This window comes from Roseovarius litoreus (assembly GCF_900142765.1).
In the GTDB taxonomy this organism is placed as follows: Bacteria; Pseudomonadota; Alphaproteobacteria; order Rhodobacterales; family Rhodobacteraceae; genus Roseovarius; species Roseovarius litoreus.
The window spans coordinates 258315-279940 of the sequence record NZ_FRCB01000003.1 but is presented as its reverse complement, the minus strand read 5'-3'; the positions used below and the strand labels follow the sequence as shown (position 1 = coordinate 279940).

Sequence of the window (21626 nt, the reverse complement as noted above, 5' to 3'; positions counted from 1 at the left end):
GCGGGCCGGTCAGCCCGCCGCGGTCTGCTGAATCTTGAACACGGTATCTAGGACCAGCGCGGCAGGGTCAAGGTTGACCGCTCGGCCATGACGTGCGCGCGCGCCGATCATCTGGGCGCATTCAGCCCAGGCCCGGCCTGCATGAGGCGATGGCGAGAGGCGCGCGATCAAGGCGCTTTCGCCGGGCACCGCCTCGGGCGGGGGTCCAAGTGTGCCGCCGCGCGCCAGCCGCGCCAGAAAAAGATCGGTCAGCCCGAGAAGAAGATCGAGCTTCTCCTCGGCGCCACGGGTGGCGGCGGCCTCGGCCAATCCGAGGGCACGGGCGCGGTCAAGCCGGGGCATGGTGGCCGCGATCTCGACGATTTCGCGGTACATGGCCACGCCGCCAAGATTGATGAGGCGCACCGCCTCGCCCACCGATCCGGCGGACAGCTCGGCCAGCGCCGAGGCATCGGCATCGGGGGAGATCCCGGCCTGTTCGAGTGCGGCGGCCATGTCCTGCGCGCCAAGCGGGGCAAGGCGCAATTCGCGACAGCGCGAGCGGATCGTCGGCAAAAGGCGCGAGGGCTGGTGACTGACCAGCAGAAGGACGGTGCGCGCGGGCGGCTCTTCGAGCATCTTCAGAAGAGCATTGGCGGCTTGGGTGTTCATCTCGTCGGCGCTGTCGATCAGCACCACGCGCCGCCCGCCATCGGTGGACGACAGATGCAGGAAGTGATTGAGGCTGCGCACATCGTCGGCGACGATGCGATCGCGCAGGCGGCCTGTCTTTTCGTTCACACTGCGGGTGATGTGGAACAGACCCGGATCGGAGCCCGCCGCGATGCGTCGGGCCACGGGATGATCCGCGGGAATGGCCAGACTGTCGGGCATGGGTGCTGCATCCCCGAAAAGGCCCCCGTCATCCGAGCCGGGATCGGGGGTGGCCAGCAAAAAGCGCGCGATGGCCCAGGCCAGCGTCGCCTTGCCCACGCCACGCGGCCCGGTGATCAGCCAGCCGTGATGCAGCCGACCCGAGTTGAACGCCTCCAGAAACGCCCCCTCGGCCGCCTGCTGCCCGATCAGCCGGGGCGTTTCACGCGGGTGTGGCGCGCCCTCCACGCGGTCCGGCTCGGGGGCGGTGGCGGCATCGCTCATGGCAGCCAGCTTTCGGCGATCTGACGGATATCGGCGGCGACGGCGTCTAGCTGGCGGTTGCCATCGACGGTGACGAAACGCGCGCTGAATTCCTGCGCGAGATCGAGAAACCCCTGGCGGATCTTCTGCTGCATGCTGTCGCCGAAGGATTCGAACCGGTCCTCGCCGCTGCCGCGGGCCAGAGCGCGGCCCAAACCGGTTGCAGGGTCCATGTCGATCAGGATGGTCAGGTCTGGTTCGCGCCCGATCATCAGGCTGTGCAACTGGTCCACAAGCCTGCGCAGATCGGCGCGCGCCAGCCCCTGATAGAGCCGCGTGCTGTCGGCGAAACGGTCGCAGATGACGATCTGCCCGGCCTCGAGCGCCGGGGCGATCGTGCGTTCCAGATGGTCGCGGCGCGCGGCGGTGAACAGCAGCAGCTCGGTTTCCGGCGACCAGCGGTCCCCGTCGCCTTCGAGCACCAGCGCGCGGATTTCCTCGGCGCCGGGGCTGCCGCCCGGTTCACGGGTCAGCACCACGTCACGGCCCGTACCGCGCAGATGATCGGCCAGAAGCCGGGCCTGGGTGGATTTGCCCGAGCCGTCTATTCCTTCGAAGCTGATGAAATAGCCGCCCGCCGTCAAAGCGTACCCTCAGGGCCTTGCCGCAACCGCGTGATGAGCAGCCCCGACACGGTGCGCATCCGGGCCATGAACCCGCCGCGCGGCACATCCTCGGCCGCCACCAGAGGCACCCGGGTTTCCGGCAGGCCTTCGGGGGCGAAAACCAGTTCGGCCAGTTGATCGCCGGCCTTGATCGGGGCATGCACCGGACCCTGATAGACCACCTCTCCCTCCACCCGATCCTCTGCCAGCACCGGCATCAATGTCGAGATATCCGAGGCCGGGGTCAGGCCGACGCTGGTTGCATCGCCCATCCAGACATCGGCGCGGGCCACTTCGACCCCGGCTTTCACAACGGATTTCTCGACGAACTGGCGAAAGGACCAGTTGACGATCGCCTCGGATTCCTCGGCCCGAGCCTGCCGTGATTCAAGGCCCGATATGACGAAAATCACGCGGCGGTCCCCTTGTTTGGCCGAGCCGACCAGACCATAGCCCGCTTCCTGGGTGTGGCCGGTCTTGAGCCCGTCCGCACCGATACCAAGCCCCAGGATCGGGTTGCGGTTTCGCGTATTCTGAGGGGCGCGGCCGTCGAATTCGAATTTGGTTTCCGCGAACATCGGGTAGAATTCCGGAAAATCCTCGATGATGTGACGCGAGAGCAGCGCGAGGTCGCGCATGCTCATGCGATGGCCCGCCGCGGGCCATCCGCTGGAATTCATGAAGGTCGAATTCGTCATGCCCATTTGCTGGGCGCGCTGCGTCATGTAGCGGGCGAAGCCCTCTTCCGTGCCATCGGGGCTGAGCGCCTCGGCCAGAACGACACAGGCATCATTGCCCGACAGCACGATGATCCCGCGCAAGAGATCCTCGACCCGGACACGATCCGTGGTATCGAGGAACATGGTCGATCCGCCAAAGCTCATGGCATGCTGGGACACCGGCAAGCGGTCATCGAGCGACAGGCGGCCATCGCGGACCGCCTCGAAGGTGACATAGAGCGTCATCAATTTCGACATCGAGGCCGGGGGCAGCGGCGCGTCGGCGTTCTTGGACAGAAGGACAGTGCCTGTCTTCATGTCGAACACGAAGGCGGAGGTGGCGCGCGTGTCGAAAGCCGCCGCCGGCGAAACCAGCGCGATCACCAGAAGAAGCGGCGTCAGAAGTCGGGACAGTCTGGGCATGATCTCTCGTCGTCTAGTTGGTTACCGGATAGGCGTCTTCAAAGCCGACGCCCCTGATCTTCTCAAGGAGCACGGACCGTTCGGATCTGCTTGTCGCCGGACCGACGATCACCCGCCAGAAAGTCTTGCCCTGGCTGCTTTGCTTCATGACGGTCGGCACCATGCCGTTCTGGCGCATGGCGGTGGCGGTATTCTCGGCGTTTTCCTCGATGCTGAATATGCCGATCTGGATGAAGGGCTTTTCAAGGCTCGAGGCCGCGGCGCGCGGCGGTGCTGCGGGTTGCGGAGCGGGGGCCGGGGCGGCTGCGGCTGTGGTGGTGGTGTCATCCGCAGCTTCGATGGCGGCGGCGGCCCCTGCAACGGGATCCAGCGCGCTTGTCTGCACCGCCTCGGGCGCTGCAACCGTGCCTGCGGCGTCCTCGGCGGGGGCTTCGGGTTCGGGCGCCTCTTCGCGGCGCAGGGCCGTGACATTCAGCTGAACCGGCGCACCGGCCAGCATGCCAAGGGCGGCTGCCGCATCCGAGGAGACCTGAAACACGGGGCCGGGGTTGTCGCGTTCGCGCCGAAACAGGGCACCGATGACGAAATTCGAATTCGACATGTTGCGGATGATGACGCGTTCCGGTTCCCTGACGTCGGGATGCGCGACCCAGACCCCGCCAAGCGACGGTCGTCCATCCCAGAGCCCCATGTCGGTTTTCTGGAACACATCGGGCGCTTCGACATCCCGCTCGACCAGCCGGACCGAGGTTGCATCGCCGCTGGTTGCGGTGCCGGAGCCCGCCTGATTGGCTCTGAACGGGTTGAACTCACCTGCAGTCTGACAGCCTGTCAGGACAAGCGTCATCCCGCTTGCCACGAGCATGCCTTTCCAGCCCCGTCCGCCACTTTTGATGAACTGCGTCATTCCCTGCCCCTTGCCTGTGTCGCGCGTCTTGCCGCGCCGCCTGATCGTGACCGGTTTGCCCGGCGTTATCATGGATGCGCCAAAGCTCGGACCGCCAGACGCGCGCACAGTCTAGCGCCTTGCTTGCGTCAAGAAAAGCGCACAGGTGCCATTCGGCGGAAATCCCCTGAGATCAGCGTCTTCCAGAATCGGAAAACAGTCTTTACGGAGATCGGGCTGGAGGAGTGGCAGAGTGGTCGATTGCACCGGTCTTGAAAACCGGCGTGCGTGAAAGCGTACCGTGGGTTCGAATCCCACCTCCTCCGCCACATAAATCAATTATATCTTTTAAAATCAGTATCATAATCCATAGATATACAATATTTTCCCACAATTTTACCCACCATTATTTTTGAATGGCTGGGAATTGCTGCGATTTAAATTTGATCCAGCACAATATCTTGCCAACCCTGCGGTTTGGCCTTCTAGCAATTTGGAGCACAAGCAAGTTACGGCGCGGATTTACCCTCGCGCGCGTATTGGTCTCGAAATTTAGAGGAAATGAGCTTTGCGGACTATCTGCGAGTTTTTCGACGCCTCAAAAAACCAAACCCTGCGACGGCTCCCGCTAGAAGCGGCAGCGTTGCCGGTATCGGAACGGTAGAAATATTAAATTCGATTGCGACTTCATATTCGCTCGCAAAGTTGTAGCCGCCTGATCGTTCTGCCTGCAAGGTATCATAGCAAACGAGACCCCCTTCTGAATCTGTAGTGGCCAAACCGTTAATCGAATTTAAGTTTCGAGAGTCAATAATTCCCCTTCCTGCATTTAAACAGTTCCCGAAATTTTCCGCATAAAAACCGGGAGGAGTATCGAATTTGGTAATTTGCCAAGTTGCAGATAAGATACCCAGAAAGTCTGGATTGATGATTGACCACGTGTACCTGCCGCTCGGGAATTCAAAACAATCAGCCGCTCCGCCTAGATCATCGCTTGGCCTGCAGTTCCCCGAAATCGAAATTTCAAACGTGTTTAAGCCTGGTTCTAAAAAATAGCCCCAACCATTTGCTTCATCTATAAATTCTGGCGTAATAGTCTTAGCCTGCAAGTCGCTAGCATTCACAAGTGCCAGACCTCCTGCAAGCGTGGCGGCCAATAAGCTAAATATGCGGTTCTCTGTTCTCAATTTCATAATAAAAATCCCTTAAATTATGCGGAAAGTGTGCGATACGAAGTCAAAATCTGTCAATGGTAATGCTGAATCCACCCAGATTCCCGCAAGCGGTGCTGGCACAAAGTCCGACAGTTCAGATACTTATTAGCGATATCAGAACGGAAATAAGCCTCTCCGCTTTCAGCGACTCCTTTCAGATACTTCAATTATTAGCGATATCGTTTGAAAAGTATGCGCAAAAACGATTCTGCCTTCGACGCCTCGCCGCTCGCTTCCTGCACCCCGCGCAACAATACCGCGCATCCGCCCTGCGCCAGTCTGGCAGATCATCGCCACACCAGCGGCAAAACCAATCGTGCCAAACCAGACGCTTCAAGATTGCAACAGCCCGCGCTTTACGGTTGCCGACATTACCGCTCCACAAATACGGCTCATAGGTCGCAAGTAGCCGTCCCTCGTATTCCTCGAACCATACGGTATTTGGATCAGGTCCAGGCATTGCGACCTCCCTCTATTTGCACACCCAAAAACGGGTTAAGTGATTGCTTTTCATTCATTCCCATAACTGATTTCTCCCGCTCCAAACCCGCCCGCGCGGCCCGTGCTTTTCCCATTCCGTCAAGCTGCGCCATGCGTCCAATGAGACAACGCGCCCGGTATAGGTCAGCGGCCTTTCCCCTACCGTTTCGCCATATGGAAAGGCGGTTTTCGTTTGTCTGACGCTGGGCTGAGGTTTGGAGATTTGAGCCGCCCCGCCTGCTAAACCTGCTATTCCTGCTAAACTCGGTTCACTCGTGGTTTCAGGCTCTTGCGGTGGCGCGGCCTTGGGGCGGGGCTGTACCGCCCCATCCAAGCAGCTTAACGCGTATTGCGCATCAAACCAAATCGCCGCCCCCTCGCACGATCCGCCACGCTGCCTTGCGCGCGCTACCGCGAACAACGGTGCCGGGTTCGAGCGGTTGCAGCCAGCCGTGCTTTTCCAAGAGCGTCAGCGCCGCTGTTGCTGTTTTGCTATCGCGCAAACCGTACGGTCCCTTTTGCAACGCCTCACCCAGAATGATTTCCGGCTCCGCCCAGCTTTCCAGAAGCCATTTGCGCAGCTTTTCCGCCCGGTGCATTTCAGTGGATACGGTTGCCGCATGGGCGAGCCGTGCGGCCTCGGACAGGTAGAACTGCGCCAGCGTGATTGCATCAGCCATATCCTTCGCGGCAACCTCGACCGCGTGCAGATCCCGCCAGAGCGTCAAAACCCCAGCGATGCGCGCAGCCTGTTCCGCTGCCTTTGAAGCCGTGCCGGTGATGTGTTCGAGATTGCCGCCCTTACCTTGGGCCACCTCGATTGCATCCGAGAACTGTATCAAGAGCGTCTTCGCGTCATCGCCCAGCGCAAGGATGCGGGGCTGCAATTCGCGGGTGTCGGAATCCATTGGCAAAGGCGTTTCAAGGATAGCGCGCAGCCGCTCCGAGAACGCCGCCAATGCCCCATTGTCGGGCTTTATCTTGCAATGAAACCTCGTGCCGATTGCGCTGGGCGGTTCGCAGATCAGGAAGCGGGGCAGAAAGCCGCTATCCGCCGCCAGGGGGTCAGCCATGAAGGCATGCGCGACGCCCGGCTGCGCCATTAGATGCACCGCCAACCGCCGCCCATTGAGCGTATATGCCCCGTCACCAGCCCGCGTGCGCCGGATCGGGTTGCCCTGCCATAGATCATTCAAGGCAGTCAGCGTCTTTTGGCGGTTGTCGCTGTTCATGGCGTGCCCGCCAAGGAATTGCCCGCCTTCATCCGAAAAGATGCCAAGCGACGGTTGCCCGGTCGCATAGAGCCTGGTCAGCCCTTCAAAGGTCGGTTCCGTGACCACGCGGTCAGGGCAAGGCGGCGCGGCGGGTTCCCGGCCTTGCGCATCCAGATCGGCCTGCGCAGCGGCCTTCTTTTCGCCTTTCCCCTTTTTGATTTCGCTTAGGATGCGCTTGCGTTCTTCGCCCCATATCGCCAGCGCGTTTTGCCATGCCTGCACGTCATCGCGCTGGGCCTTGGCCTGTTCCTTTTCATGCTCGCGCAAAGCGGCCATCAACGGCGCGTCGCAGCTTGATTTGCGCTCGCCACTTGCGGCGACGGTCAGGCAGTAGAGCGATAGCGGGCGCGGCCCGTTTAGCGTCTCGACATTGGCAAAGCCCTGCAGGGCCAGAGACGCCACCGCCAGCGCCGATTGCGCCGGTATGGCGACCGGGGCAAGGGTCAGCCCCTGCACGGCCTCTACAGCGGGTTGCAGCGGCCCCAGGGCGCGCACCGGATAGGGTTCACCGGCCGGGATTTCTCTTAGGAGCGGTTGCGGGCCTTCAGTTTTGAACGGGATAGGTTGCGGAGCGGTCATGCTGCATCCCCTTTCTTGGTCAAAATGTCGTTCCAGTCGCGGCCATCGGGGGCGGTCAGAAGTGATACCTGCCAGCCCAGCGCGGTCGCACGTTCAGCAAAGGCATGCGCCGCCGCCTTGCCGGGCGCATCGCCGTCCGGGGCAATGGTCAGCCGGTGTGGATCGGGTGGCAGATGCAGCCCGCGCATCCCAGACGTGGACAGCGCCGCCCAAATGCTCGCAGGGCCGCTCAAAAGGCCACAGGAAAGCGACAGTGCAGTTTCGATGCCCTCTGCAACCACAAGCGCGCCGTGCGCTTCTGACAGCCTCACAGCGCCGCCAGCGGTGCGGCCCAGCATGGCCTTGTCAGGCGCGACACCGGCCTTCCCAGCGCCATCGTCGGCAAGGTAGGTGCGATGCACCGCAAAACCGTCGCCGCCCTCAACTAGTGCCACCATGGCAGGAAGCCGTTTTGCAGCCGGGTGCCAACATTCAGGAACAAAGCGCAGGGTTTCGGGAAGGGGGCAGAGTATGCCCCGCCCCCTGAGATAGGTTTCTGCCAGCGTGCCAGCGACAGGGCGCGCATTCTGCCAGAGCCGGTGCGCTTGCTTGGCCCGTTTTTCGGCATCAGCACGGTCCTGGGCTTCACGCTTCTGCGCTTCCAGCGGATCTGGCGCGGCATAGTCTCCTGGGGCAAGCCCCGCCGCAGCCAGTATATCCCGAAAATCGCAGTCAGATTTCTTGCAATGCGCCAATAGCCGCCCGCCATCGCCATCGGCCAGGGTCAGGGCGTTTTGCCCTTTTTGGCCCTCAGCCTGACAGACGGGACATGGTGCGCTGCCATAAAGGCGATACCATTTCCCGCGAAGGGTTTGGGTGATCTGTTTCGCGTCCATCAGCACGCCCCCCAGATCAGCACCGCCATAGCCTGCGCCTGTGCCTCGGTCAGCCCGTGGGCGCGCATTAGAAAAGAGATTTGCAATTGTCTCATTTCATGGCCCCCACCAATTCGAGCGGGTTATACGGGCCAGCGCCTTCGACGCGGGCCAGTGTGCGGCCTTCAATATCTTTCAACACACGGTCAGGGTTGCAGGTGCAAACACGCTCATTGGTGTAAATCGTGCACCAGTAGTCGTGCTGGATTTCCGGGATATAGACGTGACCGCGCTTGATATGCTTTCGCAGCGCAGCCGCCCAGGCGCGACGTGCGCGCCGCATGCCTTGTGGGGTTGCTCGCGTCATGTCGCACTTCCTTCCCAGTCCAGAGATACACCAGAGCACAGCACATAGCGCGCGTGATGCCCCGGAGAGTCGCCTTCATGCGGCTCCGTGATAGTTTCGATTTCGACCCCCAGCGTGCGAAGGTCGTGCACATATGCCGCCCAGCGTGGCGCAGGGTTGTTTATTGGCGTGCAGCCTTTGGCACCTGCCCTGCGCAGTTGTTCGAGCGCCCAACGGTCGCGGCCAGAAACCGCTATATTGAACGGTTCGCCCGCGCTGGGCGTGATGCGGTAAGGCGTCCCGCCGGTCTGGCGTTCCGCATGCTTGGGTGATACAATTCGAGTGTCCGTTGCAGCCGCAAACGGATCATCCCGCGCCGTGTCAGCATGCCCGCTGCACGGCGCAACCTTTTTGCCGGTCATGGATCATGCCGCGTCTGTTTTGCGGCTTTCGACCCATGCAGCAATATCGGCTTCGCGCCAGCCAACTGCGCGCTTGCCCAGCTTGATCGGTCTGGGGAAGTTATGATCAGCCATCATGGAGTAGAGCGTGGAACGTGAGAGTCCCGTTATTTTTTCTACTTCTGGGCGGCGGATTATTTTATCAAGCATAGTTTGTGCCCTTTAATGGACACGCTGGTTTAGGAACTCCAGCGTATGTTAGGCTACCCGTTCTAAGGGCAGCTTCACTACCGGTTATTCCCCTCCACTCACTTTAATTTGCCTCTTTTGGAAGGTAGGCTCCAGGGCAATTCAGAAGCTTGGCCTTGGTAGCTACCAAGCTTTTCTTAATAACGCTAAAATCGTCTTTCTGGTATTCAAGGTCAAGAGAATTTCTACATATAGTAGTCATTCCATAATGAGACCCTACAGATTTGCTGCTAACTGCATGCTAGTTTCCGTCCTTAGCCGCATTGTGTTTCAAATTTCGTTAAGGGCCTTACTGGGAATCCCACGGATCGCGCGAAAGCAGTCCTTCGCTGTACTTGCAGGCTGGATGCAAGGCTACCAAGGTTTCTTAGCAGGACGGAGCGACCGTCAAGAAATAGGCCCGTAAGTCCTGAAGCCGACGGGCCTAAAATGCTGAAATTGTCCACGCGCGGAGGGGCCAATACAGCCCAGCAATGTGAAGCCAGCATAATGGATTTTTGGTTATATGGCGCTTGGTTTTAAAGCACCGCTTTTACCAACACCGGCCGTTTGCCAGTATTAGGGATATCATCGGGTCGCGGGACGAAGCAGCGGTTCAGGCAACTCCGTTATCTCGCCATAGAATTAGCGCTTTCTTATTGTAGTTAATAGATCTCCGTTTGTGGACGGAATACGCTTTGAAGCTTCAAGAGACCCGATATCGCATGCTTTTCTTTGTCTTCATCATCGGCATATTGGCAATCGGCTGGTACGTTCCACAAGCGATCGTTAACAATGCACGCTTCCGATTTGCAGCGTTGCTTGCTGTGCTCAGCGCGTTGCTGCTGGGCGCTCTGTTCATCTGGACTGGATCACAAATATTCGGCGTATTAGGGTTTGGGGATGCGAAGAAAGAGTTTGAACGCGGCTTCAATGTCTGGAAGGTCATGTTATTCTTGGCGCCAGCGGCTGCTCTCCACGCCCAACGAAGCTTGTACAGCGACAACGGGTCCAACAAGTGATTTTCCTGTTGCTTGTTGGAAATAACATCAGCAGTCTTTTTTACCGTGATCAGATCGAATGACCCGTGAGCGGGACTTTTTCTCTATCGGATGCTTGAGATCGGTTAGGCTAAGTTATCCATTGGAAGAACAGCGGTATTCGCTATGCTGCCGATACTGCGCGGCGGACTAGCGCTCAAGAGCGAACCTGAAACGGCGGCTTGCGCCCTCTGCCACATACTAAGCCCGCCCGCGAGGGCGGGCTTTTTACACCAGCCCGCTATACACAAAAGGCATCCGTCACAGGTAATCGCTGGAGGCTCAACTTCTCCCCCCAGAGGCGTAAGGCAAATAAAGGGGGACGAAACAGCTTCGAGCGCTTACAGTGAAATCATGCGGCGCATCGACATCACGCATAAGAAAATCGCAGCCGGTCACTACGAGGTCTTTGCGGACGGTAAGATCGTGGCTACCGCGTGGAAACATGGTCGCGACGACAACATGCCTGGAAAATGGACCTGGGAGCCGGTTGGCGAGGTGCTCGATCCACGTTGCAAATGCAGTATGCACCTCACCTTGAAAAGAGCAGAGGACGAGATTGAATACTCCGTTTTTCTAGCCCGCCATGGACATTACAGGAAGCCATAATGACCGAGCATCGTTACTATGTTACCAAAGCCCCATCTTTATTAGCACCCAATAGACGAATCCCATCATTGCTCCAATGGTTCCACCAACCATGAAGTCTTTGGGCGTATTGGCACCAAAGATGAAAGTCGAAACGCCTGCAAGAAGACCAAACCAAAAGAGATATGGGAGGAGTTTTTCAGGCTTCTTCTGAGGGCTAGATTGGCTCTGAGGCAGCTGTTTACTTGAGGTTGGCTGTGCTCGATGGCGAGGTGTCAGCGAATGTGGTGTGTCATTTATTGCTTGGGGCTTAGGTGCTAATGCTGATGCAGGTTTCGTTGTGGAAGCCGGAGGTGCCAAGGCGTTCGCCTGAGCCTCCTTCTCTTTGATGTTTGCAATCATCTCTTCGCGGGATGGAAATGGCGGAGCTTTCTTTTTGTCGTCCCACTCGAAATACCTACCGATATTGCAGAACAAAGGTTTGCCACCACGAACGAAAGCGATTTGAGATTCTGCGGTCTTGCCGTCCTGCTCCAACCGAATGAGGTTGGCGACGGCTTGCGGTGAGAAACGAGGCTTACCAACCACTCGTGAAGCAGTAGTGTTAAACCGCGCCAAGTTCTCGTTGTATTCTTTCTGAGCATACTCAAGGTCGAGCCTGAAACTGTCGTTAATTGCTTTCTGCTCACCACGAGAATACGCGTTGGGATTTTTCCGCATGTCATCCCATTGCTTTTCGGTCCTTCGATAGTCTTGACCCATCGGACCCTCCCCGAACTTCGGTTCATTGGGCAGGTCGGTGATATCATAGTTCCCAATTTTGTTGGATATGAAGTCCAGAGTTTTCGGGTCGCTGATACCGAAGAACTGATGCAGGTCGCTTGAGCCGAAGAACGTCCCTGCCCCATCCTGACCATAGAGCTTCCATAGCTGCTCCATGTCCTGAAGGAAAGGCCACAGGTGCAGCCCCTTCGACGGCATACCGCCAATAGCCTTCGAAATCTCACTGATTTGCCCGAGGCTGAAGAATTCGTCCAGAATGAAAAGGCATCGCTCGCCCAGTTCCGAGCCGTCAGGCATAGGTTCCTGCATGGCCCGGATTCCGCACCGGACCATCAGACGCAGAAACCGAGCGTGCTTTTCCTCATCCAGCATTTCGAAAGGGAGGGAGACGAAAACGGACGCCTTGCCACGCTTCAAGTCGCTCATCGAGAAGGTCGATGACGAAAGGACCGGTGTCATTGCCTCGCTGTCCAGCCAGTTGGTGTGGGCTTCAGCGTTGGATATGAAGTAGCTGCCTTCCTTCGCGTTGGCTGCACTCGCGCCTGCCCGCATCATTTTGCTGAGGGACGAGCTTTGCGCATTCTCCATCTCGGAGATGGCCATCTCGAACAACCCGCCTTCGCGTTGGTCTGAAAGGATTTCACGAACAGAGATGAGGTTCTGCTCGTCTGGCGGCAGATAGGTCAGAACGTAGGCGATGAGGCCAGCAATGATTCTTGAGCCGCCATTGTCCCAGTAGACCGCGCCCGTGTCGCCGGAACGCAGCACCGTACCGTCGGCGATCGCCAAAATATCCTCACGGTATGTCAGCGAGTTGGGGTCGAGGTCTGCAAGCGGGTTGTAGGATGCAAGGACGTCCTGCGGCACAGTTGCTCGCTTGAAGGGGTCAAGCACATGGACAGCCTGCCCCTTGTTTTTTCGCGCCTCCCAAGAAACGCTCGCGGCTTCTCCCTTCGGGTCAATCACAAGCACATTGTGTGGCCATGTGCGGAGATTGGTGTTGATGACCCCTACCCCCTTGCCCGTTCGAGCGCCTGCGACCGTGATGGCGTGGCGAAGTGTTTTGATGCCAAGGGGGATTTCGTTTAGCTCGCCGATATACAGGTGACCTTCCTCAAAAATATACTCGGTAGGGTCGGCAGAGCCTTTAGGCCGAGTATTCACGGTTTGCGCCCCTCATCCCCACGGTCACGAGACGCTTCACGCCACGAACGGCCAAGACCTTCGGGGCCTCTTTCCTTTTTGCTTCCAACCTCCTGCCGTCGCTCTGAGAGCGACCTCTGCTGCGCGGGTTTCTGCTCCGGCTCATGCCGGCTGCGCTCCTGTTTCAACAGGCTCTCTTTTATGCCTCGGTCAATCTCCGCGTTCATATCCTGACGTATCTGTTTTTGATGTTGGTCGAGTTCAGCACCATGCGAGATGCGAACATTGTGGCTCACCATCTGGCGCACCATCTTTTCACGTTGTTCGCGCGGAAGTCCTTCTGATTTTTTCATTGTCAGTTGCAACTGTTCTTTAGCGAGCATCTGCTTCTGAACTTCCTTCTCAACGATGTTCTTTTCTTCGCGTTTGGCTCGCTGTTCTTCAATCTTCAGTTTTTCATCGCGAAGCATCATTGCTTCGTGATGATGCTGACGTTCGGCTGGATCGCGAATCTTCTCTATTTCCAGCAGGCGTTTCCTGTCATCCAGTGATCTTTTTTGATCATCTGGCTGTTTTGATGCTATGTTAAATTCTTGTTTTTTATCCATTTTAAGGAGACCTATGACTGACAAAGAACTGACATTCTCTAGTCCCCCAAAATACGGGATAATCCTATCCCAGTTGGTGGACCACTTCAGTTGGGGTATTCCAATCCTACACCGCCAATAATCCATTTAAGAGTTGTACAATAACCGATTACATCTTGGCGGAACCCGTCAAGTGCAAAACCAACTTCTCTTAGAGTTTCAAATAGTTCAGCCATTGGTACTATTCTTCCGCCTTGAGGTCGTTGCTGCGGTATTGGTACGCTTTTGAGCGCGAGTTGTTTCAACAGCGGCTGGAGGCAATATTGTCTGAAAAATGCGGTTTGATAAAGTTTTATTCCCAAGACAAAGGCTACGGCTTCATTTCAGTTCACCATGGGAGTGATGTTTTTTTCCACATTACGAACGTCTCTGACCGTTTACCCCCTAAAGTAGGAGATCAAGTTTCCTTCTCCTGCAGAGAGTCGAAAAAAGGGGGCCGCGTTGAAGCCGTTAATGTGAGTGTCATCAAGGCGGCACCTTTAAGCGAAGATCAAGAACCGGCTAGAAAAGAAAAACCAGAATACCGCGCAGAGCTAAAGGGGTTTCCCTGTATTCGAGGCTCGCACATTAATGGTTATAGAGTTGCCGAGGAAATTGGACACCTAGAGGCTCATCCCCCGCACAAATGGGAATGGTTTGGCTTCGGCCGCCACTATGTTAAGTGGTATACTTCAGTGGATGAAGCCAGAGAGGCACTAATCAAAGACGCCCGAAAGCGCGGCGCAAATGCTATTTTTGATTTCGTGTGGCATCGCGATGATACCTATTCTTTTTGGGCAGAGGGTCGCGCCGTCTACCTAGTTCCGTCAGATTAGATTGGCGAATAAAAGTTCTACATCATCATATTGATTTCGTTGGTGTCTGAACGACCAAGCCAGCTCAGACAATCAGTCGTTTGAAGCATGTGCCCAACGTCAATTTTTTACATTACCTCTCCAGTTTCACTTGCAGCGCGATAAGTTAGCCACTCCGCGCTGCCAAATACCCCGCCCAATTTTCCATCATCTTGCGACGTTTCTCGACCATATCGGATCGGGCATAAGCGGCCTCGGCCTTATCCTTGACCACATGTGCAAGCGCAGCCTCAGCAACCTCGCGCGGGAAATTGGTTTGTTCCTGTGCCCATGTGCGGAAGGATGTGCGGAAACCGTGAACATGCACGTCGAAGCCCTGTTCCTTGACCAGCTTGGAAAGCGTCATGTCGGATAACGGCTTATCCCGCATGGACGGGAATACCAGCCCGGATGCACCGCGCAGCGCCTCGGCCTCTTTCAAGATTTCCAGCGCCCGCGCCGACAATGGCACACGATGCGGCTTTTTCATTTTCATCCGGCTTGCCGGAATAACCCATGTAGCAGTTTTAGCAGTTTTAGCAGTGTCACCGCCGTGAAATTCCATTTCTTCCCAGAGCGCGCCGCGCACTTCGCCTGAACGCGATGCGGTCAATATCAAAAATTCCAGCGCCAGTTTGGTAGCGGGCCAAGCGTTCGAGTGTTGCACCGCCTCGATGCACTCGGACACCTGCGCATAGGGAAGCGCCTTGCGATGGTTTTTTATGGTTTCGTGCTTGGGCAATGCCTGCCCGATGTTCTCGGCAGGGTTATCTTGCCGCCAACCTTTTGCAACAGCCCATTTCATAACGGTGCCGATCCGCTGGCGCACCCGCCGCGCGGTTTCCGGCTTTTCCAGCCAGATCGGTTGCAGCACGGCAAGAACATCGGCTGTTGTTACATCGCCGACCTTAAATGCCCCTATTTTCGGAAAGGCATAGGTTTCCAGCGTGCTGATAAACTGCGAAGCGTGCTTTTGATTGCGCCATGTGGGCTTGTGCATTTCGTGAACCTTGCGCGCAGCCTCGGCAAAGGTCAGCACCGCCTGCGCCTCGCGCTTGGCCTGCAATGGATCCCCACCCGCCCGCGCCAGCTTTTTGTTTTCCAGCGCTATCTCGCGGGCCTCGGCCAGGGAAACATATCCCGCGCCGCCCAAGCCTATGTCGCGGCGCTTGCCGCGAATGGTGATGCGCTGCACCCATGACTTGGAGCCGTTGGGCTGCACCAAGAGAAACAAGCCATTCCCATCGGAGTATTTGCCCGGTTCGACTACCTGGCGAACAAACACAGCGGATAGCGCCTTTTCGGGATGCCGTTTACTGCCCGTTTGGTTCTGCGCCATCATCCAACCTGCGTTTCCATCAACGTTTCCAACATTTATTCCCACACTTTTTGTGGGAAGTAAATGGAAACTCTCGGAACACGATAGACAGGCGACATCCATCAATAGCCTGAATTTAAAAGCGTTATTGGACATGATCGGAACATATCAGAAAATGCAATGGCGGACACCTCCTCCGCCAAGGCGCGCAGCAACGTGCGATCCGGAAGTGGTACAAAGTCGCCGACGACAATCTGATTCTCCACGCCGTGACGTCGCGCAACAAACTCTGACCCCACAGTTATTGCTCTTTCTGCGAGCTTATCCGGCGCACATTTGAACGCGTCCTCGAGCGCATCACGGTTTAGTCTCAATGAGATCTTGTTCTGACCAGGGCGCCCGTAAAAGGAGGCATCGTTCAGGATCACCACGCGTACCTACTGCGCCCTGCCGCCGCGCACGCGTCCGGTCAGGCCCGAAGCGTGCGGGCGAAGGCGCGGATATCCTCGACCAAAAGGCCCGGTTCCTCCATGGCCGCGAAATGCCCTCCGCGGGGCATCTCGGTCCAGTGCCGGATGTTGTAGATACGCTCTGCGTAAGACCGGGGCGACCAGCGCAGCATCTCGGCGGGAAACAGGGCGCATGCCGTTGGCACCTCGACCCGCGCGCCGTCCGGCGACAGAACCCGTCCCCCTTCCTCGCGGCGGCCATAATAGATCCAGGATGCAGTATTGAAGCTGCGGGTCGTTATGTAGATCATGATCTGGGTCAGTAGGTCATCCTTGGAATGCGCGGTCTCGATGTCGTCATTCCGGGTATCGGACCATGCATGGAACTTTTCCAGCATCCATGCCGCGACACCCACCGGGCTGTCCATCATGGCATAGCTGAGGGTTTGTGGCCGGGTCGCCATCTGCGTACGGTAGCCCTCTTCCATGATCTGATCCTGCTCGAAGGCTTTGGCCCAGGCCACCTCTTCGGCGGTCTGTGGGCCCTGCGCATGGCGCATCAAAAGTGCGTTGATATGGATCGCGGAACACTGCGCGGCATGGTCAAAGCCCAGCCACGAGGCGATCGCACTGCCCCAGTCACCCCCTTGCGCCATGTAACGGTCAAAGCCAAGGCGCTGCGTCATCAGCGCGTTGATGACCCCCGCCATGCGGCGTGGCCCGTAGGGACGCGGCGGCCGGCCCGAAAAAGCGAAGCCCGGCAAAGACGGGGCTATGACCGTGAACGCATCTGCAATATCGCCGCCGAAACGCTCGGGATGCGCCAACATGTCGATGATCCCGTAGAACTCGGCCACCGAGCCCGGCCAGCCATGCGCGATCATCAAAGGCATCGGTTTCGGCCCGCTGCCCGGTTCGTGGATGAAGTGCATGTCAATGCCGTCTACATGCGCGCGATAATTCGCAAAGCTGTTGATCCGCGCCTCTTGCGCACGCCAATCGAACCCGTCGATCCAATATGTACAAAAGTCCTTCAAAACCTTCATATTCGTACCATATTGCCAGCCTCCATCATCAGGCATTTCATGCCAAGGAAAGGCTGCGATACGGTCCCGAATATGTGCCAGCGTCTTATCCGGCACATGAAATGCGAATGGGGTTATGTCCGGTTTTCCAGCGCGAGCGTCATCTTGCAAGGCCTTGATCCTCTTTGGAAATATGGTGCAGCCCGGCCGCACATCACGGCCCGGACCTTATGGATGGTTGCACAGCCCCCGATGCATTTCCACCGGCTTGTATCGCAGGCCAGCAAAGCAAGAGGGGCGCGGTATCACCCGCGACCCTCATGAGGTTTGCGTGCATATCAAAGGCGAGATCCACTACATGTGGCGCGCTGTCGATCACGAGGGCGAAGTGCTGGACGCCTTTGTTTCAAAGCGGCGCGATCGTAAGGCCGCGTTGAAATTCCTCAGGAAATTGATGAAACGCTATGGTCGGCCCGAACATGTCGTGACCGACAAACTACGATCCTATGGCGCCGTCATGAAGGAAATCGGCAATGCCGACCGCCAGATGACCGGACGCTGGCTGAACAACCGCGCCGAGACTTCGCATCAGCCGTTCCGACGACGAGAACGCGCCATGACCCGCTTCCCGCGTCTGCCAAGTCTGCGAAAATTCGCCGCCATCCACTCTTCGGTTTTCGACCCCTTCAATTCGGAACGAGGCCTCTCCAGCCGACAGATTTTCAAAAGAAACCAAGCCGCTGCTCTTGCCGAGTGGCGCGGTCTTTGCTTGGCATAAAAGGCAACCGCCCTGACCTAGCTGAGACGCGTTCGAATTCGTCTGACACCCCCTCTCGTGCGCTGTGTTCAAATGATGCAAGGCCGGTTGCTGGTTCATAGCCTTGGCACGCGCAAACCGGACCGTCCTGTGGACATCGCGGGGTATGTCAACCAACCCCAAGGCAGCCAAAAAAAGGAGAAAAATGGACGACTTTTGCGCCACCCGCACCGACAATCGGGCGGCGCTCCCCTGGTCGGGTTTTGCACCGCTGTTCTCATACCAGGTCCGTGGATTTAAATCGGCTCTATGCGTTGAAGAAAGACTGCGATTTGGGTGCGGTTTACCGCGTTCAACTTGTCTTTGAGCGTGCTCACGTAATGCTTCACGGTACGCTCGCTGATGCCAAGTTCATCCGCGATCAGGGGGTTGGACAGCCCCGACTTTATGCGATTTGCGACTTGTTGTTCGCGCACAGACAGGCCCAATTCCGACTTGCAGATCTCGCGTTCCTGCTGCTGTCTGCGGCTGAACAGCAGTTTCGTCGTCAGGGACTGGCCGATGAAGCTGCGCCCGTGCAAGATACGGGTCAGCGCCTCGTCCAGTTCGGAGGATTCAACCTCGGCCGTGAGAAGGCCTGCACATCCGGCATCGGCCAGGGCGATCGCCATATCCATATCGTTGAGGTCACATAAGGCGAGCACATGGTGGTTCTCGATAAGGCGTATCAGCCGATGGGACAGCTTGGTATTCTGTCTTGTCCGCGAAGACCCGCTGAGATCGACGATGTTGACAGTACCGCGCTGAGACTTGAGCGCTGCATCAGCGTCGTTGACACTGTTGAATTCGTTGCAGGTTTCATATTTCCCCAGACCCTGCAACATCGCGCCCACACCGAGCCTTACAACAGAATTCGCTGAAATCACATTTACTTGTTGTTTCATTGTTCGTCCTCACCGGCATCACTTCGTCAACCTTGAGAAATCTTCATGCTGACGGGGCCTGTGATCCGAAGATGGTCACGCTTGAAACGATTCTCATATACCGCTCAAATGGTAACCCGCCGAGCTGAGGACGATCCGGGCACCATGGCCAGGGCGTGTCACGAAACAACAGGCTGAATGAAGGTTCCAGAGGCATTTCGGCAAGACGCGTGTGACCGGGTGGGCAAAGAGCGTCGAATTCGACAAAATTGAGTATCCAACGACCGCTTCCCGCCCATTCGAGCACGATGCGCGACCACATAACATACTATGAAATAGGTATATTCCGTTTGGGACTATGGAAACTCACCTGTCTTTCAGCAAGGTTGGTGACAATTAAATCCAACCTAAGTCACACGGACTTCAATGATTTCCATACTCATTTTGGAGGACAACTCCACGTTGGCGAACCGCCTCAAGGATATCCTGATGCAGTGGGAATTCGTGGCGCATGTCGGATTGTGCTCTTCGATTGCGGATGCGAACCGTCTGATCGATCAAAATAATTGGGACGTGTTCCTGTGTGACCTTGGCCTGCCCGATGGCGACGGCAAGGAGAGCATCAGGAAATACACTGATGCCAATCCCGATGGCATCAGCATCGTCATTTCATCCAAGTCCGATGATACCAGCATCATGTCGGCCATTCAGTCCGGCGCGGTGGGCTATATCTACAAGGACGATCATTCCATCCAGATCGTGGATGCTGTCAAACTTGCACTGAACGGCCAGTCACCGATATCACCATCAATTGCGTACTCGGTCGTCCACATGCTGGCGAACGCCGAACAATCGCCCACCCCCAGAAAATCCGAACCACGCGACAACGGCATTCTGACTCAGCGCGAGGTCGAGGTTCTCTCGGCGATCTCAAAGGGCCTGACATATGTCGAGACATCCGAAGTGTTGGGGATATCCAAGAATACCGTTCCGGTCCACATCCGGAACATTTACCGGAAGCTGCAGGCGAATAACCGTTCCGAGGCGGTCTTCGAGGCGCAAAATCTTGGTATCAAGCTTTGAGTACAGCAAAATTCAGGCGCATGATAACCGTGCTGGCGCTTCCCGTCGCCGTCGCCGTATCCATTTTCATTCAATATCTTGTCAACCACCCTTTGGACTATACGGTCGCCATCAATCAGATGGTCAACGCATCAGGCGAAACCATAGAGCTGCCCCTCAAGGAATTTCCCGTTTCGGCAGGCCCATCCCCGATATCGCTTCATATCGAGGTGCCGCCCCTTGCCGAGAGCGATTTGGCGCTTTTCGCTCCCGGTCTCAGCGGAAAGGTCAGGCTATGGATAGGTGGCGAGTTGATGTTCGACAATTTCAGCGCGACCGACACAGGAGATATCAACTCTCTGGATTTCATCTATGTCGATTGGCCGGAAAACACCGATAGCACCGCAACCGAGTTGAAGATCGAGTTTGATGGGCCCGACAGCAAGCCAATCTTCTTTTCACCCATTTACATAGGCGAGCGCGACACGCTGCATCGTAAGGCAGTGACCCTAGATTTCATGCGCGTCCATGTTCCTGAGGCCAGTTTCGGCGTTTGCGCAACATTGCTGTTTTTCCTGATCTACCTGATGGTTATCGGGGCTTTGGGCAATGAAGCGATCATGCCGCTGGTCATGATCCTCGTCTTGATGCCATTTCTTGCGATCCGATGCTATTCCTACGAAATAGCCCTTCTGCATGACATCTTTCCATATGTTTTTCCGTTCTCACTCGCGGCGATTGTTCCCAGTTTTGCTCTGATGTTCGGACTTCAAAAATCGCCATGGAATGGTGGAAAGCAGAAATTTTTGCTCATCAATCTCGCAGTTGTGGCAATGACCTATCTTGCGACCGCAATGCCTGATGTCACCATCCATTCCGTGAACCTCAATTTTGTTGCGCCGGCACTTTTTCTTAGCACCCTGTTCACTTTTCTATTCTCCTGGCTGATGTTCATGCGCCACGGGCAATGGTCGTTTTTCCTACAGGCTTTTTCTTTCGGCAGCCTCGCTTTCTCGGTGTTATTTGACCTTCTTGTTTGGTCTGGCTGGGTGAACACCGTCCCGGTCTCCGGGTTCGCGCTGAACTATCTGGCTTTCTCGCAGGTGTTGATATTGGCACATCATCACGGAGCGTCTGTTTTGCGCGTGCGCAACAATGAGCTTTCCAACCTGCGCCTTCTGGCTGAACAGCGAAAACAGATCGAAGCCTCTTTTCAGAAATCGATTGAAAGTGAACGCAGGGCCATTCAGGCAGAAGAGAAAGAGAAACTGGCCGCAAACCTTCACGATGGCGTCCTGTCGTATCTCACCTATGTTTCGGCTTTAACCAAGCAAGCCGACCCGGGCCTGCTGCCACAGATCGGATCCTTGGTGGGTCTGGCGATGATCGAAATGCGCACTGTCGTTCGTTTCGTCGCGGATCGCCGCACCTCGTCGGACATTTCCGTGTTGGCATTTCTGGCAGTGTTCAGGGATGAAACACAAAAAGCCCTGTCAGTCGTCGGTATTGAAATAAGCTGGCATCTATTGGACTTGTCGCGCATCTCGGCAACAAGTTTCGACGCCAATCTGTCCTTGATGCGCATCCTGCAAGAGGCCGTGCATAACGCGACCTACAGGGCGCAGGCGAGGTATATCTCGGTCACCGCCGTTCTGAACGACAACGATTGGCTTACGCTGGAGATCCTCAATTCCGGAGGGGCGCCATTTTGCAGCACGACACCCAAGGGGCACGGCATTCACAATATGGAGCAACGGGCCCTCAAGCTTGATGGAACCTTCGAAATCGAGCCAAGGCCGGATGGGGCGCTTGCGCGGGTGCGGCTGCCCCTTGGCACCCATTTCGTCCGTAGCGGTTAATGTATAGGCCACTG

23 protein-coding genes, 1 tRNA gene and 1 pseudogene are annotated in these 21626 nt (G+C 56.8%); 7 read left to right on the top strand and 18 right to left on the bottom strand.

Translation table 11 applies throughout. The features are described 5' to 3' along the window. Nucleotides 1-9: 9 nt before the first annotated feature. Genes F3H35_RS07745 through F3H35_RS07730 form a run of 4 tightly spaced genes read right to left on the bottom strand, consistent with a single transcriptional unit; the run spans nt 10 to nt 3830 of the window. On the bottom strand, nt 10-1137 hold the full coding sequence (locus F3H35_RS07745) for a DNA polymerase III subunit delta' (protein ID WP_149779039.1): 1128 nt from the start codon (nt 1135-1137) through the stop codon (nt 10-12). Continuing rightward, nucleotides 1134-1760, bottom strand: a complete 627-nt coding sequence (gene tmk / locus F3H35_RS07740) for a dTMP kinase (protein WP_149779038.1) — start codon at nt 1758-1760, stop codon at nt 1134-1136. The genes F3H35_RS07745 and tmk overlap by 4 nt, the downstream gene beginning before the upstream one ends. Further along, nucleotides 1757-2923 (bottom strand): D-alanyl-D-alanine carboxypeptidase family protein, encoded by a 1167-nt coding sequence (locus F3H35_RS07735; RefSeq protein WP_149779037.1) that lies wholly within the window; start codon nt 2921-2923, stop codon nt 1757-1759. The genes tmk and F3H35_RS07735 overlap by 4 nt, the downstream gene beginning before the upstream one ends. A gap of 13 nt (nt 2924-2936) precedes the next feature. Then, the gene (locus tag F3H35_RS07730) at nt 2937-3830 is read right to left on the bottom strand and encodes an SPOR domain-containing protein (RefSeq protein WP_223228349.1); all 894 of its coding nucleotides are present in this window, start codon (nt 3828-3830) and stop codon (nt 2937-2939) included. 218 nt (nt 3831-4048) lie between these two features. On the opposite strand from F3H35_RS07730, the gene F3H35_RS07725 reads away from it, so the two are divergent. Beyond that, nucleotides 4049-4138: transfer RNA gene (locus tag F3H35_RS07725), tRNA-Ser, on the top strand. 246 nt (nt 4139-4384) lie between these two features. On the opposite strand, the gene F3H35_RS07720 is transcribed toward F3H35_RS07725, so the two are convergent. From F3H35_RS07720 to F3H35_RS07695, 7 genes are all read right to left on the bottom strand, one after another. Beyond that, a complete protein-coding gene (locus tag F3H35_RS07720; RefSeq protein ID WP_149779035.1) occupies nt 4385-5002 on the bottom strand; it encodes a VPLPA-CTERM sorting domain-containing protein in 618 nt (205 codons plus the stop codon). 467 nt (nt 5003-5469) lie between these two features. After that, a complete protein-coding gene (locus F3H35_RS18825) occupies nt 5470-5616 on the bottom strand; it encodes a hypothetical protein (RefSeq protein WP_188129917.1) in 147 nt (48 codons plus the stop codon). Between the two features lie 243 nt (nt 5617-5859). Then, the gene (locus tag F3H35_RS07715; RefSeq protein ID WP_149779034.1) at nt 5860-7356 is read right to left on the bottom strand and encodes a YfjI family protein; all 1497 of its coding nucleotides are present in this window, start codon (nt 7354-7356) and stop codon (nt 5860-5862) included. Next, the gene (locus F3H35_RS07710) at nt 7353-8231 is read right to left on the bottom strand and encodes a DUF7146 domain-containing protein (protein ID WP_223228348.1); all 879 of its coding nucleotides are present in this window, start codon (nt 8229-8231) and stop codon (nt 7353-7355) included. The genes F3H35_RS07715 and F3H35_RS07710 overlap by 4 nt, the downstream gene beginning before the upstream one ends. A 91-nt stretch (nt 8232-8322) precedes the next feature. Next, on the bottom strand, nt 8323-8577 hold the full coding sequence (locus F3H35_RS07705) for a hypothetical protein (RefSeq protein ID WP_149779033.1): 255 nt from the start codon (nt 8575-8577) through the stop codon (nt 8323-8325). Next, nucleotides 8574-8978, bottom strand: coding sequence for a winged helix domain-containing protein (locus F3H35_RS07700; RefSeq protein ID WP_223228347.1), 405 nt, complete (start codon nt 8976-8978; stop codon nt 8574-8576). The genes F3H35_RS07705 and F3H35_RS07700 overlap by 4 nt, the downstream gene beginning before the upstream one ends. 3 nt (nt 8979-8981) lie before the next feature. Continuing rightward, a complete protein-coding gene (locus tag F3H35_RS07695) occupies nt 8982-9167 on the bottom strand; it encodes a helix-turn-helix transcriptional regulator (RefSeq protein WP_149779032.1) in 186 nt (61 codons plus the stop codon). Between the two features lie 743 nt (nt 9168-9910). Here F3H35_RS07695 and F3H35_RS07690 point away from each other — a divergent pair. Then, nucleotides 9911-10207 (top strand): hypothetical protein, encoded by a 297-nt coding sequence (locus F3H35_RS07690; RefSeq protein ID WP_149779031.1) that lies wholly within the window; start codon nt 9911-9913, stop codon nt 10205-10207. Nucleotides 10208-10579: 372 nt separating this feature from the next. Continuing rightward, nucleotides 10580-10834 carry a hypothetical protein gene (locus F3H35_RS07685; protein ID WP_149779030.1) on the top strand — a complete coding sequence of 85 codons (255 nt, stop codon included), beginning with the start codon at nt 10580-10582 and terminating at the stop codon, nt 10832-10834. 21 nt (nt 10835-10855) lie between these two features. Here F3H35_RS07685 and F3H35_RS07680 read toward each other — a convergent pair whose 3' ends face one another. The 3 genes from F3H35_RS07680 to F3H35_RS19115 form a co-directional block, all read right to left on the bottom strand. After that, entirely contained in the window at nt 10856-12760 is a 1905-nt protein-coding gene (locus F3H35_RS07680; protein ID WP_149779029.1) for a type IV secretory system conjugative DNA transfer family protein, read from the bottom strand. Next, on the bottom strand, nt 12757-13347 hold the full coding sequence (locus F3H35_RS07675; protein ID WP_149779028.1) for a hypothetical protein: 591 nt from the start codon (nt 13345-13347) through the stop codon (nt 12757-12759). Before F3H35_RS07675 ends, F3H35_RS07680 begins: the two co-directional genes overlap by 4 nt. Before the next feature lie 86 nt (nt 13348-13433). Continuing rightward, nucleotides 13434-13562: a hypothetical protein gene (locus F3H35_RS19115; RefSeq protein WP_262975123.1), complete on the bottom strand. Its 129-nt coding sequence runs from the start codon at nt 13560-13562 to the stop codon at nt 13434-13436. 18 nt (nt 13563-13580) lie between these two features. Here F3H35_RS19115 and F3H35_RS07670 point away from each other — a divergent pair, with 18 nt between their 5' ends. Beyond that, a complete protein-coding gene (locus F3H35_RS07670; RefSeq protein WP_149779027.1) occupies nt 13581-14201 on the top strand; it encodes a cold shock domain-containing protein in 621 nt (206 codons plus the stop codon). Between the two features lie 145 nt (nt 14202-14346). Here F3H35_RS07670 and F3H35_RS07665 read toward each other — a convergent pair whose 3' ends face one another. The 3 genes from F3H35_RS07665 to F3H35_RS07655 all read right to left on the bottom strand — a co-directional run bounded on the left by F3H35_RS07665 (nt 14347) and on the right by F3H35_RS07655 (nt 17182). Beyond that, the gene (locus F3H35_RS07665) at nt 14347-15561 is read right to left on the bottom strand and encodes a tyrosine-type recombinase/integrase (RefSeq protein ID WP_149779026.1); all 1215 of its coding nucleotides are present in this window, start codon (nt 15559-15561) and stop codon (nt 14347-14349) included. A 98-nt stretch (nt 15562-15659) separates the two neighbouring features. Then, the gene (locus tag F3H35_RS07660; RefSeq protein ID WP_149779025.1) at nt 15660-15965 is read right to left on the bottom strand and encodes a hypothetical protein; all 306 of its coding nucleotides are present in this window, start codon (nt 15963-15965) and stop codon (nt 15660-15662) included. A gap of 41 nt (nt 15966-16006) precedes the next feature. Beyond that, on the bottom strand, nt 16007-17182 hold the full coding sequence (locus F3H35_RS07655; RefSeq protein ID WP_188129916.1) for an epoxide hydrolase family protein: 1176 nt from the start codon (nt 17180-17182) through the stop codon (nt 16007-16009). Between the two features lie 151 nt (nt 17183-17333). Between F3H35_RS07655 and F3H35_RS07650 the strand changes: the two are divergent. Beyond that, nucleotides 17334-17789, top strand: a pseudogene (locus F3H35_RS07650) (IS6 family transposase); the annotation flags it as partial. 275 nt (nt 17790-18064) lie between these two features. Here the strand turns inward: F3H35_RS07650 and F3H35_RS07645 are convergent. Further along, nucleotides 18065-18712, bottom strand: a complete 648-nt coding sequence (locus tag F3H35_RS07645; protein WP_149779024.1) for a helix-turn-helix transcriptional regulator — start codon at nt 18710-18712, stop codon at nt 18065-18067. Between the two features lie 405 nt (nt 18713-19117). Between F3H35_RS07645 and F3H35_RS07640 the strand changes: the two genes are divergently transcribed. After that, entirely contained in the window at nt 19118-19774 is a 657-nt protein-coding gene (locus tag F3H35_RS07640; RefSeq protein WP_149779023.1) for a LuxR C-terminal-related transcriptional regulator, read from the top strand. A 20-nt stretch (nt 19775-19794) separates the two neighbouring features. Further along, entirely contained in the window at nt 19795-21612 is a 1818-nt protein-coding gene (locus tag F3H35_RS07635; RefSeq protein ID WP_149779022.1) for a sensor histidine kinase, read from the top strand. The last annotated feature ends 14 nt before the right edge of the window (nt 21613-21626 follow it).

Excerpts from the sequence above, each read along its gene's own strand:
- F3H35_RS07635 (WP_149779022.1), top strand. The coding sequence starts at position 19,795 with ATGATAACCGTGCTGGCGCTTCCCGTCGCCGTCGCCGTATCCATTTTC.
- F3H35_RS07645 (WP_149779024.1), bottom strand. The coding sequence starts at position 18,712 with ATGAAACAACAAGTAAATGTGATTTCAGCGAATTCTGTTGTAAGGCTC.
- F3H35_RS07665 (WP_149779026.1), bottom strand. The coding sequence starts at position 15,561 with ATGATGGCGCAGAACCAAACGGGCAGTAAACGGCATCCCGAAAAGGCG.
- F3H35_RS07730 (WP_223228349.1), bottom strand. The coding sequence starts at position 3,830 with ATGACGCAGTTCATCAAAAGTGGCGGACGGGGCTGGAAAGGCATGCTC.
- F3H35_RS07685 (WP_149779030.1), top strand. The coding sequence starts at position 10,580 with ATGCGGCGCATCGACATCACGCATAAGAAAATCGCAGCCGGTCACTAC.
- F3H35_RS07640 (WP_149779023.1), top strand. The coding sequence starts at position 19,118 with ATGATTTCCATACTCATTTTGGAGGACAACTCCACGTTGGCGAACCGC.
- F3H35_RS07715 (WP_149779034.1), bottom strand. The coding sequence starts at position 7,356 with ATGACCGCTCCGCAACCTATCCCGTTCAAAACTGAAGGCCCGCAACCG.
- F3H35_RS19115 (WP_262975123.1), bottom strand. The coding sequence starts at position 13,562 with ATGGCTGAACTATTTGAAACTCTAAGAGAAGTTGGTTTTGCACTTGAC.
- F3H35_RS07690 (WP_149779031.1), top strand. The coding sequence starts at position 9,911 with ATGCTTTTCTTTGTCTTCATCATCGGCATATTGGCAATCGGCTGGTAC.
- F3H35_RS07710 (WP_223228348.1), bottom strand. The coding sequence starts at position 8,231 with ATGGACGCGAAACAGATCACCCAAACCCTTCGCGGGAAATGGTATCGC.
- F3H35_RS18825 (WP_188129917.1), bottom strand. The coding sequence starts at position 5,616 with ATGGCGCAGCTTGACGGAATGGGAAAAGCACGGGCCGCGCGGGCGGGT.
- F3H35_RS07700 (WP_223228347.1), bottom strand. The coding sequence starts at position 8,978 with ATGACCGGCAAAAAGGTTGCGCCGTGCAGCGGGCATGCTGACACGGCG.
- F3H35_RS07745 (WP_149779039.1), bottom strand. The coding sequence starts at position 1,137 with ATGAGCGATGCCGCCACCGCCCCCGAGCCGGACCGCGTGGAGGGCGCG.
- F3H35_RS07695 (WP_149779032.1), bottom strand. The coding sequence starts at position 9,167 with ATGCTTGATAAAATAATCCGCCGCCCAGAAGTAGAAAAAATAACGGGA.
- F3H35_RS07705 (WP_149779033.1), bottom strand. The coding sequence starts at position 8,577 with ATGACGCGAGCAACCCCACAAGGCATGCGGCGCGCACGTCGCGCCTGG.
- F3H35_RS07735 (WP_149779037.1), bottom strand. The coding sequence starts at position 2,923 with ATGCCCAGACTGTCCCGACTTCTGACGCCGCTTCTTCTGGTGATCGCG.
- F3H35_RS07720 (WP_149779035.1), bottom strand. The coding sequence starts at position 5,002 with ATGAAATTGAGAACAGAGAACCGCATATTTAGCTTATTGGCCGCCACG.
- F3H35_RS07675 (WP_149779028.1), bottom strand. The coding sequence starts at position 13,347 with ATGGATAAAAAACAAGAATTTAACATAGCATCAAAACAGCCAGATGAT.